General features: G+C 40.8%; 13 protein-coding genes. 5 read left to right on the top strand and 8 right to left on the bottom strand.

The window, feature by feature from the left end; translation table 11 throughout:
• The first annotated feature begins 30 nt into the window (after positions 1–30).
• The 3 genes from pnp to CHB71_RS07380 all read left to right on the top strand — a co-directional run bounded on the left by pnp (position 31) and on the right by CHB71_RS07380 (position 4,646).
• Complete coding sequence (gene pnp / locus CHB71_RS07390; protein ID WP_089356252.1) at positions 31–2,187, top strand: polyribonucleotide nucleotidyltransferase; 2,157 nt, start codon at positions 31–33, stop codon at positions 2,185–2,187.
• Between the two features lie 106 nt (positions 2,188–2,293).
• Positions 2,294–3,244, top strand: coding sequence for a thioredoxin-disulfide reductase (gene trxB, locus CHB71_RS07385; RefSeq protein WP_089356251.1), 951 nt, complete (start codon positions 2,294–2,296; stop codon positions 3,242–3,244).
• Positions 3,245–3,335: 91 nt separating this feature from the next.
• A complete protein-coding gene (locus CHB71_RS07380; protein ID WP_089356250.1) occupies positions 3,336–4,646 on the top strand; it encodes an MFS transporter in 1,311 nt (436 codons plus the stop codon).
• Positions 4,647–4,754: 108 nt separating this feature from the next.
• On the opposite strand, the gene CHB71_RS07375 is transcribed toward CHB71_RS07380, so the two are convergent.
• From CHB71_RS07375 to CHB71_RS07365, 3 genes are all read right to left on the bottom strand, one after another.
• Positions 4,755–5,495 carry a DUF6503 family protein gene (locus tag CHB71_RS07375; protein ID WP_089356249.1) on the bottom strand — a complete coding sequence of 247 codons (741 nt, stop codon included), beginning with the start codon at positions 5,493–5,495 and terminating at the stop codon, positions 4,755–4,757.
• A 60-nt stretch (positions 5,496–5,555) separates the two neighbouring features.
• A complete protein-coding gene (locus CHB71_RS07370) occupies positions 5,556–6,248 on the bottom strand; it encodes a DUF6261 family protein (protein ID WP_089356248.1) in 693 nt (230 codons plus the stop codon).
• A 152-nt stretch (positions 6,249–6,400) separates the two neighbouring features.
• On the bottom strand, positions 6,401–6,955 hold the full coding sequence (locus CHB71_RS07365) for a hypothetical protein (protein ID WP_089356247.1): 555 nt from the start codon (positions 6,953–6,955) through the stop codon (positions 6,401–6,403).
• 641 nt (positions 6,956–7,596) lie between these two features.
• Here CHB71_RS07365 and CHB71_RS18995 point away from each other — a divergent pair.
• Both CHB71_RS18995 and CHB71_RS07360 read left to right on the top strand, forming a co-directional pair.
• Positions 7,597–7,737, top strand: a complete 141-nt coding sequence (locus CHB71_RS18995) for a hypothetical protein (RefSeq protein WP_245811229.1) — start codon at positions 7,597–7,599, stop codon at positions 7,735–7,737.
• 33 nt (positions 7,738–7,770) lie between these two features.
• A complete protein-coding gene (locus CHB71_RS07360; protein WP_245811228.1) occupies positions 7,771–8,610 on the top strand; it encodes a fatty acid desaturase in 840 nt (279 codons plus the stop codon).
• An 18-nt stretch (positions 8,611–8,628) separates the two neighbouring features.
• On the opposite strand, the gene CHB71_RS07355 is transcribed toward CHB71_RS07360, so the two are convergent.
• The 5 genes from CHB71_RS07355 to CHB71_RS07335 all read right to left on the bottom strand — a co-directional run bounded on the left by CHB71_RS07355 (position 8,629) and on the right by CHB71_RS07335 (position 14,999).
• A complete protein-coding gene (locus tag CHB71_RS07355; RefSeq protein ID WP_089356246.1) occupies positions 8,629–9,933 on the bottom strand; it encodes a WD40 repeat domain-containing protein in 1,305 nt (434 codons plus the stop codon).
• Between the two features lie 8 nt (positions 9,934–9,941).
• Entirely contained in the window at positions 9,942–10,415 is a 474-nt protein-coding gene (locus tag CHB71_RS18805; RefSeq protein WP_179213334.1) for a hypothetical protein, read from the bottom strand.
• Positions 10,416–10,506: 91 nt separating this feature from the next.
• On the bottom strand, positions 10,507–12,279 hold the full coding sequence (locus CHB71_RS07345; RefSeq protein WP_089356244.1) for a MutS-related protein: 1,773 nt from the start codon (positions 12,277–12,279) through the stop codon (positions 10,507–10,509).
• A gap of 24 nt (positions 12,280–12,303) precedes the next feature.
• Complete coding sequence (locus CHB71_RS07340) at positions 12,304–12,675, bottom strand: heavy-metal-associated domain-containing protein (protein ID WP_179213333.1); 372 nt, start codon at positions 12,673–12,675, stop codon at positions 12,304–12,306.
• A 125-nt stretch (positions 12,676–12,800) separates the two neighbouring features.
• Positions 12,801–14,999, bottom strand: a complete 2,199-nt coding sequence (locus CHB71_RS07335) for a TonB-dependent receptor plug domain-containing protein (RefSeq protein WP_089356242.1) — start codon at positions 14,997–14,999, stop codon at positions 12,801–12,803.
• Positions 15,000–15,019: the final 20 nt, after the last annotated feature.

Here is a 15,019-nt window from a genome sequence, read left to right as displayed (position 1 = left end):
GGCAAAACGTGCCCTTTTTATCCATTTAATATGAATGTAATTACTAAAACCTTCCAACTTTCGGACGGCAGGGAAGTATCCATCGAAACAGGAAAGCTTGCAAAACAAGCGGATGGATCTGTTGTTGTTAGTATGGGAAAAGCCAAGCTCTTGGCCACTGTGGTTTCTTCCAAAGAAGCCAAAGAAGGAGTGGATTTCTTGCCACTCTCTGTAGATTATCAGGAAAAATTTGCGGCTGCCGGAAAAATTCCTGGTGGCTTTTTGAAAAGAGAGTCGAGACTCTCAGATTACGAAGTTCTAATTTGTCGATTAGTTGATCGAGCGTTAAGACCATTATTTCCATCAGATTATCACGCAGACACACAAGTGTTTATTCAGTTGATATCTGCTGACCCGGAAGTAATGCCGGATGCGCTGGCAGCACTTGCTGCATCTGCTGCCATCTCTGTTTCAGATATCCCTTTTGGAGGGCCAATCTCTGAAGTGCGAGTAGCCAAAGTAGATGGCGAATACAAAGTAAATCCAACACCTGAAGAGATGGCAATTGCCTCGCTAGACTTGATTGTGGCAGGTACAGCTGACAACATCATGATGGTGGAAGGTGAGTCCAAAGAAGTGGACGAGTCTGAAATGCTTGAAGGCATCAAAAAGGCTCACGAAGAAATCAAAGTGCAGTGCGCAATTCAGGAAGAACTAGCTAAAGAAGCTGGTGCTACTGAGAAGCGTGAGTACAATCACGAGCCGAAAGATGAGGAATTGAAGGCTTCCATGCACAAGGCGGTTTATCAGAAGCTATATGATGTAGCAGCGAAGAAAAACCCGAACAAGTCAGAAAGAAAAGAAGCTTTCAAGGCAGTTTATGAAGAATATATAGAGCAGTTCTCTGAAGAGCAACTGGAAGAAATGGATGATTTCCTTCTTGGAAAATACTTCCATGATGTTGAAAAAGAGGCTATTAGAAATTTTGTACTTGATTCACAAGAACGAATTGATGGGCGTAAGCCGGATGAGATCAGACCGATTTGGTCAGAGGTAGATTACCTACCTTCCGCACACGGTTCAGCAGTTTTCACCAGAGGTGAGACACAGTCTTTGACATCTGTGACACTTGGTACCAAGTTGGATGAGCAAATGATAGATGGAGCGATGATCTCCGGGTATAATAAATTCATTTTGCACTACAACTTCCCAGGTTTCTCTACAGGTGAAGTAAGACCAAACAGAGGTCCGGGTAGAAGGGAAGTAGGTCACGGTAACCTTGCGATGCGAGCATTGAAGCCGATGATCCCTACTGAAGATGAAGGAAACCCTTACACACTACGTGTAGTTTCTGACATTCTGGAATCAAACGGATCATCGTCTATGGCTACTGTTTGTGCCGGAACCATGGCATTGATGGACGCGGGAATCAACTTAAAGAGACCTGTTTCAGGAATTGCAATGGGAATGATCTCTGATAGCGAATCAGGTAAATATGCTATTCTTTCCGATATCCTTGGAGATGAAGATCACCTAGGTGATATGGACTTTAAAGTAACCGGAACTACCGAAGGTATCACTGCTTGCCAGATGGATATCAAAGTAGACGGGCTTTCATACGATGTATTAGCAGAAGCACTCGCTCAGGCGAAGAAAGGCAGACTTCACATTCTCGGTGAAATGGCTAAGTCAATTACTGAGCCAAGAAAAGAGCTTAAGTCTCATGCACCAAGAATGGAGCAGTTGAGAATTGACAGAGAGTTGATCGGTGCGGTGATCGGACCTGGCGGAAAAATCATTCAGGAGATTCAAAAAGAATCAGGAGCGACTGTTAACATCGAAGAGGATGAGAAAGGTGGAAAAGTGAGCATCTTTGCAGTTGATGGCGATTCATTAAACAATGCATTGGCCAGAATCAAAGCGATCGTTCAGCAGCCAGAGGTTGGTGAAGTGTATGATGGAAAAGTGAAGTCAATCATGCCATTCGGAGCATTTGTTGAATTCCTTCCTGGAAAAGATGGTCTACTGCATATCTCTGAGATCAAATGGGAGCGTGTAGAAAACGTGGCTGATGTGATGGAAGAAGGAGAGGAGATAAAAGTGAAGTTGATTGATATCGATAAACGTACAGGTAAATTCAAGCTTTCAAGAAAGGTACTTTTACCTCGTCCTCCTAAGCCTGAGCCAGCAGAAAAGACCGAAGAGTAATCTTCAGGACACTTTAGAATTTAATATTGCCTATTGGGCACAAAAGCTATTAAGATGGTGTTCTGAACAGGACACCATTTTTTTATTAAAGTATATAAAAGATAAAATGCCGACAGAAAAAGTAAAAGTATTAATAATAGGTTCAGGACCAGCTGGATTCACCGCAGCAGTATATGCTGCAAGAGCAGGCCTAAAGCCGGTTTTATATCAAGGTGGCCAGCCTGGCGGTCAACTTACCATTACCAATGACGTGGAAAATTATCCAGGCTATCCTGATGGGGTAATGGGTCCACAAATGATGGTTGATTTTCAGAAGCAGGCTGAAAGATTTGGCACTGACGTTAGAAGTGGAATGGTTACTTCCGTTGACTTCAGTGGATGGCCACATAAAGTTACTGTTGATGAAAGGGATGAGATTGAAGCGGAAGCTGTGATTATCTCCACTGGTGCTTCTGCTAAATGGCTTGGATTAGAGAGTGAGCAGCGACTGAATGGTAAAGGAGTTTCGGCATGTGCAGTCTGTGATGGCTTCTTCTTTAGAGGCCAGGATGTGGTGATAGTAGGAGCAGGAGATACTGCTGCTGAAGAGGCAAGTTATCTTTCCAAGATTGTTAATAAGGTGTATATGCTTGTAAGACGCGATGAAATGCGGGCCTCCAAGATCATGCAGCAGCGCGTGAAGAATGCTCCAAACATTGAAATCCTTTGGAATACAGAGACAAAAGAAGTGCTAGGTGGTGAAGAAGTAGAAGGCGTAAAGGTTGTAAATACACAAACCGGTGAAGAAAAGACAATAGAAGCACAAGGCTTTTTTGTAGCGATCGGTCACAAGCCAAACACAGATATCTTTAAAGGATGGATTGATATGGATGAACAAGGCTATATCAAAGCAATACCTGGTACATCTAAAACGAATGTTCCGGGTGTATTTGCCACAGGGGATGCAATGGATAAAGTATATCGGCAGGCTGTGACTGCTGCAGGTACCGGGTGTATGGGCGCTCTGGATGCGGAGAAGTGGTTGGCAGAGAAGGAAGTAGAGTTGGCTGAGGCCTAATCGAAAAACAATAACGAGTTTAAAGCCGGACGAAAGTTCGGCTTTTTTTGTTTTTTTAAACACTCAACAACTATCATAGTTGTTTTTATGAATGGCAAAATCAAAGGAAGATATAAGCGAACAGGTCTACGAATACCTGGTAGAATCCGGTGAAGAGAGAGCATGCGACTCAATTACAGAAGAATCTTGCAAAGAGGCACCAGGAAATTTCTTATTGAATGGATTGAATGGGTTTGCTACAAAATTAGCTGAGCAGATCGCCAGCCCGGAGCTAATTATTCCTTATGTTTTTTCACTTTTAGGCGTCCCGTCTTTCTATTCCGGTTTGTTGGTTCCCATAAAAAATACAGGTTCATTGTTGCCACAGCTCATTGTCTCAGCAAAAATCAGGGCATATCCCATTAGAAAATATTTTTGGGCTATTGCAGGACTTGCACAAGGCACGATGATGATATTGATAGGGTTGACCGTTTATTATTTGAAAGGCGGTACTGCAGGGATTGGTGTTGTTGCTTTGATATTGTTGTTCAGTATGTCAAGCGGAGTAGGCTCCATTGCCTTTAAAGATGTCCTGGGAAAAACAATTCCAAAAGGAAAGCGTGCCAGATTGCTTTCATTTAGGGCAACAGGTGGTGGTTTACTGACTATCATTGCAGGTTTAATTTTGTTCTATTTTCTATCAAATGAAAGTTCGGTTAAGGCTTTTAGTGTACTGTTTTTAATAGCAGGTATGCTGTGGGTGCTTGCAGCATCTCTGTTTTCGTTTATTAAAGAAGAACCAGGAGCCACAGAGGGTGGCAGATCTCCAATTGACAAGATAAAGAAAGGCTTTTCCCTTTTAAAATCCGATAATAATTTTTACAATTTCCTCATTACCAGGTCTTTACTATTGTCTATTCCACTGGTTCAGCCATTTTTTGTCCTATATGCTACAGATAGTTTGGACGTTCAACTATCAGGGCTAGGTTTGTTCGTTATTGCAACTGGAATATCAAATACAATTAGTAGCCCTTTCTGGGGAAAATTCTCAGATCGTAGCAGTAAAAAAGTAATGATTGTTAGTGCTGCATTTGCAGCAATAATTTGTCTTTATGTTTTACTTTTCAACTCCTTTTCGGAAAGTTTTAAGTCCATATACACATTCGGACCAGTTTTCTTTTTTATTATCATAGCTTATGGTGGAGCCAGGATGTCTCGCAAAACATATCTTGTAGATTATGCTCCATCGAAAGAAAGGCCACTGTATGTTTCCGTAGCAAATACATTTATGGGTTTTATTACGCTAATAGCCGGAGCACTTAGTATAATAGCTGGTTTTTTGGGAGTGAAGGTAATGATTGCTTTTTTGATGCTGCTTATGATATTAGCAGGACTCTCAGCTATTAAACTTGAAGAGGTTTAGGTACTATTCCAGATAGGTCGAAAAGCTTATTTTGATATTTAATTCTTGTATTTTCTCCGCGATTCATCCAACTCACAATCACTGTTATCAATCATGGTAATGTCAACTCTACTGACCAGTAGAAATTACCACATCTTCTAATTCGATAAGCGATAATTCTACAAGTTTGCCATCCATATATGCCTGATCGATTTCCTTGAGTGGCACACTATCCTTGATTTTTGGTTTCAGGTTTTTATAGTCTTGAATTGTGACACCATTTACTTTTCTACTATTGTAAGCCACTCTGAAACGTAAACCCCTTCCTTCATCTTCTTCTACATAGCTATAGGCGAGGTAGTCCATGCTGTAATCATCCGTATCAAACCAGTAATAAAAAATATCATCAAAGTCTTCGCCACCACCTTCCTGATTAAAAGTTACCTTGATTTTATAGTAGTTTTTATCCTTAATCTTGATTGTTCCTTCGAATGACTTATTGACAGCAGCATCATTAAGTCTGAAAGGTAGAAAAGCAAAGTAGATCACAGAGTTAACGGAGCTGGTGTATGCAACTTGCTTTTCATCATCAAGTGCAATTAAACTGTCATTGATATACCTAAATAACCCTTCATTATTCAAAACATCTTTTACTTCATTACCAACTGTATCTGTTTGGAGCCGGGTATACGAAAATTGACCGTTGCTCATTGAGTAGGTATAATCAATGCTTCTAAATGTTAATGATGCTCGTGAATTAGCTAGCCTTTTAGCACCAGCAGCTTCTATGGCACGGTCTACTACCTCCTGTGCTGTTGGAGTAGGATCAGTACAACCAATAAGTAGAATAATTGCTATTAGTTTTTTCATCTCACTACCAAACGTTGGATGGATGGCAAGGTTTGTCAGTCTTAAGTCAAAGTTATCTTTTTATGCAGTTTGTTTTCTTTCTTTTGCTTGCTCCATCATGTCATTGATGATGCTATTTAGGGTTTCGACTAATTTATTGACTCCTTCCTCTTTATCTTCTTCCAATAGTTCGACATGATTAAGGAAAAGTGTAATTTGTTTAGATAATTCTGTTTTCCAAACCACAACCTGTGGGGTTTCGTTCTTGATCTCTTCCGTGGTTTTCTCATGATAAACCTTATCAAAATGTTCATGCGAATTCAGCATTTCCACCAATAAGTCCGCCACCCCGGCATGGGATATTTCGTTAGAATATCGTTCTAGGTCGTAAACAAGACTCCTCATTGCCTCGCTTTGGGCAATGTAGCCAAGATTGTAAAGACTGAACCCTCGCTTTCTTACTATTTCTACCAGCCTTTCACCTGCCTGCTTAATGGAAGGCTCTGATCGATAAGAAGATGATAAAACACCATATTTGAATGCCTGGAAGGCATCATCTCTGAGAAGGTCGGCTTGTTGCACTCGGGATGCATGTACGCTGGAAAGTCCCTCATTCAATGATTCAGAAAGCACATTTGAAGCTTCGGTGGTTTTTTTTATTCTATTTTCTAAAATGTCTTTAAGTCTGGAAGCATTTACAGCCTGAATGAAACGTTCGGCAATGATTACTAATTCTTCGGAAGTTAATAGGGAGTGTGAAAATTGCTTTAGCATAGTTCTTTTTGGTTGGTTAGAGTGAGTTATTTGTAGCAAGAAAATACCTTCCGATGAGAATTGTAAATAAACTTCGATAAGGTATTTGAAATTTCAGACGGAATAAAAAAAGCTCTCTTATGAGAGCTTCAATTTTTTGTTTTTAATGTGAATTAGAGTTGTTTGAGAATATCTCTACCCCCATCTATTCCTTCGTTGATTGCATTTTTTACTGCCTCAGTGGATTCAATGCTAATTTCGCCGGCTGCTTCTATAGCAGCAATGATTGAGTTTTTCGTTGCTGAGATTGTATCGCCACCAACCTGCTTCACACCATTGATAGAACCCTTCACAGCTTCTACTGCGACTGATCCTACATCTAGCCCTAGATTCTTTGCGGAGTAAATAGCTTGCTTTACAGAGCCCTGAACAGCATCTTTTTGATCTACACCACTTTCCATTGCGCCCTGAACTGCCCCATTCACAATTCCTTTTACCAGGTCAATAACCCCTTTTCCTATATTGGTTAAGCCTTCGAATGTTCCCTGAACAATGGATGCAGGTACTTGTACCCCTTTAACTACAATGTCTTTTGTTCCCTCTATCGTTTTTAGGGTGACTTCTTTTACCGATGTGACAATTGTACTTCCAAGGTCAGCAGTGCCATCTATAGCACCTTTTACACCTCCTTTAATTCCGTTTACAAGTGAGTTTATGATTTTTGCCATGTGTTGAATTAGTTTGATTCACTAATAGAAGCCCAAAATCATCCCGATCGTTTCGAAAAATATTGATTTCCTGTAAAAACACTGCTGACAAGCCTATCTACGTGATTCCCTCAAATTGTCTAATTCGGTAATTTCCGCTTACACCAATCACAGTGAATATCCAACTTTGAATCACCATTGAGAACTAAAATTTATCGTTTATGAAAGTTAGAAAACCCTGTTTCACACAGTTCCTAGTAGATCTTTTGAATTGCATTGCGTCACGCTCAGTTAAACGAAGCAGATTTGTTCGTTTGAGCTAAATGAAAAAATCGCAGGTTAGGTTGTATTTAAAGCATTGAACACGTATTTGTTTGATGCTTTTATTATGTAAAGTCTTTCCACCTCTATAGGTAATTGGTGACTTTAGTGGCTGTTGGTGTTTCGTGAGTCTTGAATGCCTTAGTTACAAATAGAAGTCTGATCAGATGATAGGCGGAATCAGTAGCATGTAGCTGTTACTTAATTGATAATGGATGTGTTAAAAGGTATCTTGACTTAATAAGACATATTCGACTCTCTTTGATGCTTTTCATCTACCTTTGAATCATCACAACATATAGCCTGCCCTATATTTTTTCATTTCTAAACAGGCCGCAATCATGACATTTATTGATAAAGTGCTCAAAATGCCTTCCTATGGATGGGAAGACGCAGATGGAGCATTAATTGTACCATCTAAGAAGCAACTATTTCGAGAATTCTTTTCAAGAATTAATGTGTTCAAGAATCGGAAAAACTGAATTTCAGATATTAGCTGGGTGATGGTGGTTTGCATGTTGCCATTCTTTTATTTTTTCATTTTTCACTTTTTCAGTCTCGGACTTTTAGCTTTCTTCATGGTTTATGCCATGATTATTATGAGTACGCATGGTACTATCTGGTTTCATCGGTATAGTACTCATCGAGCTTACACCTTCACGAACTCTTTTTGGCGTTTCATTACTCAGAATTTGGTTATTAAAACCTTTCCAGAAGAGATTTATGTAATTTCTCATCATGTACATCACGCAAAGTCAGATGAACCGGGAGATCCTTATAATGCTCAGGCTGGGTTGTTGTATTGCATGATGTCTGACGTCAATCATCAGAGTATTGCCGATGGTCTTACGGAATCCGAATATAAGAAGGCGTTTAACTACATGAGACATACGGGTGTACAATTAAATAATTATAAACAATATCAAAAATGGGGTTCTGTTGCCACACCTTGGTATACGATTTCACATTGGCTTCTCAACTGGGGTTTTTGGTACGCGGCTTTTTTCTTAATCGGTGGAAATGGATTGGCATGCACGGCTTTTAGTGCCGCGATGTTTTGGTTCGTTTTGGTTCGTGCATTTAACTACACCGGGCATGGAAAAGGAAAAGAAAATCATAAAGATGGAATCGATTACGATCGCAGCAACCTGTCTATTAACCAAACCCGACCAGGGACCTTTTCAGGTGAATGGCACAATAATCACCATTTGTACCCGGAAAGTGCAAGAGCTGGTTTTCTCCCCTACCAACTTGATCTGGCATGGGTCTACATTTATTGTATGTATAAGCTAGGGGCAGTAGCCACCTATAGGGATGATAAAAAAGAATTTCTAGCTAAATATAGGAAGCAATAGGTTATTCTTTTTGCTTACTTAGTCTGAGCAGGTCACTGAATAGGGGATATCTCTACCTACAAATTCAGCCCACTCATCTTGGGTGAGATTTCGGTTTATGAAAGTGCAGATTCTCGATGCAAGAATAGCAGGGTCAACCGGCCAGGTTCGAATGTATTCATCTCCACCACCGGTAATAACCTGGGTGCCTGTAGGGTTGAAGCTGCCAGTCAATACCCAGTCATCATGATCATCAAGAATAATAGGGAGCTTGCGCGAATCGGTGAGATCCCAAATACGAGCTGTGCCGTCTCTGCTGGTGGTTAATAGTAAATTTCCATTTGGAGCAAACTGTATATCTGTCACCGTACTTTGATGTCCTGAGATGATTCGGATAAGTGCCCTTTTTGGGATGCTCCAAAGGATCACATCCCCTCTGTCCCGACCAATTGCCAACGTTTTTCCATCCGGACTTATGTCCAGACAGTTTATTGCAAAAGTTCCCATTTCATACCCAAAATAGGATTGTTGCCTCCAGTTTTTCATGATGTCTTCAATGGGGCTTTCTTTGACTTCATAGGGTTTTTCCCAAGCCTCCAACACTCCTTGTTCCGTTCCGGCATAGATGGTTCCGTCCTGCTCATCTACTTTTAATTGGTTTACTTTCAAAGCAGTTTTTCCTACCTGTTCGGATTTTGCATCGAAACCTTTGAGGACTAATTCACCTGTTTTTGCCACTGTAAGGTATTTTCGTTCATCCGGAATAAAAGTGGCAGTTTGCACAGGCTGTGGATCTTCCAGTATCTTGATGTCATCCTGAATATTTTGATCCGTTGGGATGAGCGCAAGGCCTTCCTGATAGAAAATGGCCATAAGCACTTTACCATCTTTTGACATCTCTATGGATTGAATGATCTTATCAGATTCATAAATTGTTTGCGGGATACTCCTTGGGTTCTCCAAATCCCATTTGAGGATTTTGCCGTCAGTAGAAGACGAATAGTAGTGGTTGGAGTCTTTACCAAAGGCAAGAGAGGTGACGGTGTTTGAATGCATACCGACCTGATTATAGGCCATATTTCTTACGGTATCATATCCCAGATATTTGTTTGCTTCATAGAGTGCCTGATACACATTCAGGTGGGATACGTAGGGCTCTGTATTCCCCTCTTTCCAAAATTCATAGGCCTGCCTGGCCACCAGCGCTTTTAGATTGGTGAGATATCCCGGCATGACCAGTGATCGTTGTGACATGGACATGACTAATTCGGTGGTAGTTGGATTCACTTGTGCACTGCTAAGCAATGCAAATGATAAGAGAGTGGTGGTGGTGAGGAAGCGCATAGTTAAATTTAATAAGGAATTAAGTTAGCGGCATTCTCCATCTTTCCACCTTGTGACACCTGCCTGACCTGCAGAGCAAGCATTTCCATATGTATTCCATCACATCCACATACAGGAGCTAAATGTCTGGAACATGCTCCTTTTGAATCAGAATCAACTATTAAGCAGTCGATTCGAGATAGAAAATCTAAGTCGGTTAATTGATTTCCTGTTTGCTTTAATCTTAGAACCTGTGAAACATAAAAGCCTTCCTTGAAAGAGTCAGCTTTTCCATATATCAGATATGTCTTTAGCCGCTCTGGACAAAATGAGCAACTATTGTTACAATTAACTTGAATTGGAATTGATTCAAAACCTATTTGCCAATTTGATTTAAACATTTCAAGGATTCCAATACTGACAAATTCTTTATTTTCAACTTGGTAAGTGGTTCCTGCTATTCCCTGAAAAACAAAATCTGCTTGCTCAAGAGCTTCTCCCATAGTGAGCTCATTACATTCATTTTGATTTGAGGTAGATGAAAAAAAGATGAGTAAAATCAGAAAGACCATATGTTAAAACTACGCATTCTCTTTAAATCACACCCATTTTCTTCATGATGAAGCTGGCACTTTTGTTTTCGCAAATACCTTCTCTAAGCTTATAATCAAAAACCAGTTCGTCATTTACAATCTCTACTTCGAAGCGTTTATTGGATAGGATTTTTGGATGTTCATTGGTGACGTTGCATACTTCCAGATCATGGGTAGCAATACCACCGAAGGCTTGTTTTTCCACCATTTTTCTTATCACCTCCATGGTTCCATTTCGTTTATCGTCAGAATTAGTACCACGAAGTATTTCATCCAGCAGCACAAAACTTTGCTCATTATCCAGATGGTCCATGATTGACTTCAATCTTTTGACTTCCGCATAGAAATAGGATTCACTATCGGATAGTGAATCAGAAAGTCGCATAGATACAAATACAGGCATGGGATGCACATTGGCCTTGCTAGCATAAACAGGAGCACCTATACCCGCTAGTACCATATTGACACCCAGCGTACGGAGAAATGTACTCTTCCCCGACATATTGGAACCTGTAAGGATAAAGAACTTTTGATTGTCAAAATCGATTGAATTGGTTACCGACTTTTCTTTAGAGATCAGTGGATGTCCCAAATTTTCAAACTGGATGTGTTGCTCTGAATTGATGTCCGGGAAGACAAATTCAGGATTGTTATGAGTAAAGTTGGCCAGGCTATTCAGCTGTTCAAACTCACCAATCACCTCCAACCAATCTTCGATGTGGGTGGCGTACAATCTCCGCCATTTTGCTAAAGAGCGTAGCACATGAAGATGATAGGTGAAAAGTCCATTCAAAATAGGTCCGGCAAAAATGTTTTGCACATGTTCCAGTCTACCAAAGAGAAGTGAAAGCTCATGAATCGATCTGCTGGCTTTTCGGTGTGTTGATTGCAGTTTGTTCTGAAGGTTTTTAAGTTGGGTAGATTGAAAAGAATGTTTTTCAATCTCTTTCAGCAGAAAAGAGTATTGCCTGAGGAGATGCTCGATTTTGGTTGAGGTAATTAATTCACCTTTAATGGCAGCAATTTGAGAAGCAACAACTCCCAGGTTGATCAAGCCGAGCAATAGGCTGATTCGACCTGCCAGCTCATTTGAGTAAAAGAAATATAAGCCAAGCCCAACCAACATCAATACAGGACTTATGAAAGAGAACACATTCAGCAAACCCAGCATCTTAGTTCTCTGCTTGCCTGCCCATTTCATCAGATCTGAATAGGATTCATAAGTATCCGGATTCAGTCTGGCCAGTGCTAACAAGTGCTGACGCCATTCTACCTGGGGCGTTATTTCACGAATAGCCTCCTGACTTTCATTAATTTGCTCTGGTGATTTTATTGACTGAAGCGTGTCAGCCAGTTTTCGCTTTCCTGTTACGGTTCCTGTTCGATTAAGCGTTTGAAAGAGCGACCGATCTCCGAAAAAATCCAGATCATAAGAGTAGGGGTGGTCATGCTGAACGAACTCATCACCACTATCAAAGTTCAAGTCTCCTTTGATCAAAAATGAATGCTCGTCTTCGTTGATTTGAATTTTGGCCTTCACCAGTTCGTGCATCCAGCGAACAGATCGATGCTTGTTTACAAGCATGAAAAAGGTGATAGTAGCCAACAAACCCGATAGGAGAAATAGAAATTCTTCGGTTTGCAGGTACTTGTAAAATAAGAAACCAGCAGCCAGGATGGTAAGCAAGCGAGCTGTGCTCAACCTTCGATCACTGACTGCTAGTTTGGTAGCTTCTTCTTGAAGCCGGGCAATGTTGTTTTCGTAAACTTTCAATGTGCATTCGTTATGAATGCAAGGTTAACCATTATCATCCTTAGCTTTCAATGGTACCTGAGGAATCGGTGTGCCATGCGCTCCATCTTTGCAACACATCGGCAAATTGTCATAAGCTTTAGAATCTCTCGCGAGTGTATCTGCGTGATAGCCAACTAAAGTGATTCGCCTGCGAATGGTCTGTGCATCAGTTCGCTTAGGATGATAAACCACTGTGAGCACCTTGTCATCCAAATTAAGTGTGGCTTCTTTAACGCCTTTTTCGAAGGCCAGGTCTTTTTCCAAAGTATTCTTACACATCTCACAGATGGCAGAGGTTTGAATTTCCACTTTAAATCCTCCATCTACTTCAACGGGCTCTTTTTGAGAGAAAGAAGAGGTTAGCAATGAAATCATTAATAAACCTCCCCCTAACCCTCGAAGCGTCGAACCGCTCCAAAGGGGGATAAAATTCTGATTTTGTTTTTGTGTATTATTCATATCTGATGTCTGTTATCTAATGTCTAAAACCTAACTTCTTATTATCCCTTAATCTTATATCTAAACCCCGCATACACCATGCGTCCGGCTACTGGAGCCCATACAAGGGATGCATCAAAATTATCACTGAAGGGATTTTCCGAGTCAATGATCGGGTCGTCCTGGGTAAATCCAAGCAAGTTTTCCGAACCTATGTAAATATTACCCCATCTGAATCCTCTGCTTACCTGAGCATTCAGCAAGAAAAAGTCTGGTGAAGCTGATCCTCTTTGAAACTCTGCTGGCTTGTTTGAAGTGTCCGGTAACCGCTTGCTTCCAAACCATTGGAGTGTTGCATCTGCTTCCCATTTGTCAAATTTCGTAGCATATGATCCATTCACGAAAAACCTGTCTCTGGCATTGAAAGGAACTTCCTGCAATTCACCATTAATTGTGGCTTGCACATCGTATAGCTTGTAAGCAGCCTTGGCACTGAATCGATCAGAGAACTGGTAATTTCCTTCCAGTTGGAAGCTATGAGCATACGATTTACCTCGAAGGTTATACACCCTAAGTTGACTAGCATTCTGATCCATATCGTAGATCAGCTGATTTTCAAACATTGTGTAGAAGTAATCAGCAATCAGGTTCAGCTTTTTATCACCAATATTGACAGCTGTAACCAAACTACCTCCCATGTTCCAGGAAACCTCCGATTCCGGATTCTCCTCAATAATCAGCTGACGAGAAGAGACCAGGATGTTACTGTTTTCTACGATTGTATTAGGTGTTCGGTATCCACGACCAATTGCAGCTCGTAGTGTGGTGTTTTCTGTAAACTGAAAGCGTGAATGAAGTCTTGGAGTGAAATAGGTGCCGTACAAATTATGAAAGTCCGTTCGTGCTCCTGCGAGTAGCGTAAATTTTTCTCCGGGAGAAAAGGTGTACTCGTAATATAGACCCGGAACTACTTCCTGTCTGCTAAAAGCCGAATCAGCATACACTTCATCAAACTCATCATAAAGCATACTTACGCCTGTTTTGTATTGATGAAATGAGTTGCCAATAATGTTTTGAAAAATCACATTGCCATAAAGCGTTTTTTCTGTTCCCTGATAGTTATCCCTTCCAAAACCACCATCAATATCCAGATACGATGCTGAGTAAATAAATCCCCAGCCCTTATACGGTTTGTGAGGAAATAGGAGTCCTGTTTTGCCAAATACCTCTGCTCTTGTGGTATTGTTTTCAAATCCGTATTGAGCTGATGTACGAAAATCATCTCCAAAATCAAAACCTAGCTGTCCACCAGCTTTTTCGTCCCGCATCACCGTAAAGCCTATCTGAGACTCCATGTTTTTTCCATGATATTTATATCGATTCATCACATTGATCTGGCGTCCTTTTGGAATATCCATGAAGCCGTCATCATTCTGATCTACTTCATTATTGAAATAGTTTGAATGGAATAAAAGGGCAGTACTCCACTGATCGTTGATGTCTCTTGCATGATTCGCGTTGATTTCCAAACGGCCAAACGAGTTAGCATATCCGTTGAGGTAAACCTTTTCACTACTTTCTGGTTTTTTCAGCTCTACGTTGATTTGACCGGTCATCGATTCAAAGCCATTAACAACTGTTCCTGCACCTTTTCCAACATCAATGGATTGCACCCAGGTGCCAGGCACGTATGAAAGGCCATACCGTCCGGCTAACCCACGAACATTTGGAACATTCTCCCGATTGATCTGAACATAACGACCGTCAAGCCCTAGCATACGGATGGTTTTAGCTCCACTCACTGCATCCGTGAATGAAACATCGACGGACGCATTGGTTTCAAAACTTTCGGAAAGGTTACAGCAAGCAGCTTTCGTCAATTCTGCTTCTGTGATTACTTCGATGTGTTTTGATTCACGATCGTCTAGAAAAGTGCTACTAGCCTGAACGACCACTTCTTCTAATTCAGAGGCGTTTTCTTCAAGCATAATGTGCATCATTCCGGATAGATCGACGTTCACTGTGTCGGCAATGAAGCCTGAATAAGAAATAACAAGTTTCGATTCTCTATTTTCAAGTTTTAAAGAAAACTGGCCATTCACATCTGTGATGACTCCATTTTGAGTGCCCAACTCTTGTACAGTAGCGCCAATGAGGGGTTCATGCTCGGCTCCATTGCCAATCATTCCTCTAACTGTTTGCGCCTCAGTTGATAAGGCTAACAAAATTGATGTTATTAGTATAAATATATGTTTTACCATGATTGTATTTTTTAGTCAAT

The sequence above is a fragment of the Ekhidna lutea genome (genome assembly GCF_900188325.1).
Lineage (GTDB): Bacteria > Bacteroidota > Bacteroidia > Cytophagales > Cyclobacteriaceae > Ekhidna > Ekhidna lutea.
This window is presented reverse-complemented; position numbering and strand designations above follow the sequence as displayed.

Coding starts and splice junctions, on each gene's coding strand:
- CHB71_RS07340 (WP_179213333.1), bottom strand. CDS start 12,675: ATGATTTCATTGCTAACCTCTTCTTTCTCTCAAAAAGAGCCCGTTGAA.
- CHB71_RS18995 (WP_245811229.1), top strand. CDS start 7,597: ATGACATTTATTGATAAAGTGCTCAAAATGCCTTCCTATGGATGGGAA.
- CHB71_RS07360 (WP_245811228.1), top strand. CDS start 7,771: ATGTTGCCATTCTTTTATTTTTTCATTTTTCACTTTTTCAGTCTCGGA.
- CHB71_RS18805 (WP_179213334.1), bottom strand. CDS start 10,415: ATGGGAGAAGCTCTTGAGCAAGCAGATTTTGTTTTTCAGGGAATAGCA.
- CHB71_RS07335 (WP_089356242.1), bottom strand. CDS start 14,999: ATGGTAAAACATATATTTATACTAATAACATCAATTTTGTTAGCCTTA.
- CHB71_RS07365 (WP_089356247.1), bottom strand. CDS start 6,955: ATGGCAAAAATCATAAACTCACTTGTAAACGGAATTAAAGGAGGTGTA.
- CHB71_RS07375 (WP_089356249.1), bottom strand. CDS start 5,495: ATGAAAAAACTAATAGCAATTATTCTACTTATTGGTTGTACTGATCCT.
- CHB71_RS07380 (WP_089356250.1), top strand. CDS start 3,336: ATGGCAAAATCAAAGGAAGATATAAGCGAACAGGTCTACGAATACCTG.
- CHB71_RS07355 (WP_089356246.1), bottom strand. CDS start 9,933: ATGCGCTTCCTCACCACCACCACTCTCTTATCATTTGCATTGCTTAGC.
- CHB71_RS07370 (WP_089356248.1), bottom strand. CDS start 6,248: ATGCTAAAGCAATTTTCACACTCCCTATTAACTTCCGAAGAATTAGTA.
- pnp (WP_089356252.1), top strand. CDS start 31: ATGAATGTAATTACTAAAACCTTCCAACTTTCGGACGGCAGGGAAGTA.
- trxB (WP_089356251.1), top strand. CDS start 2,294: ATGCCGACAGAAAAAGTAAAAGTATTAATAATAGGTTCAGGACCAGCT.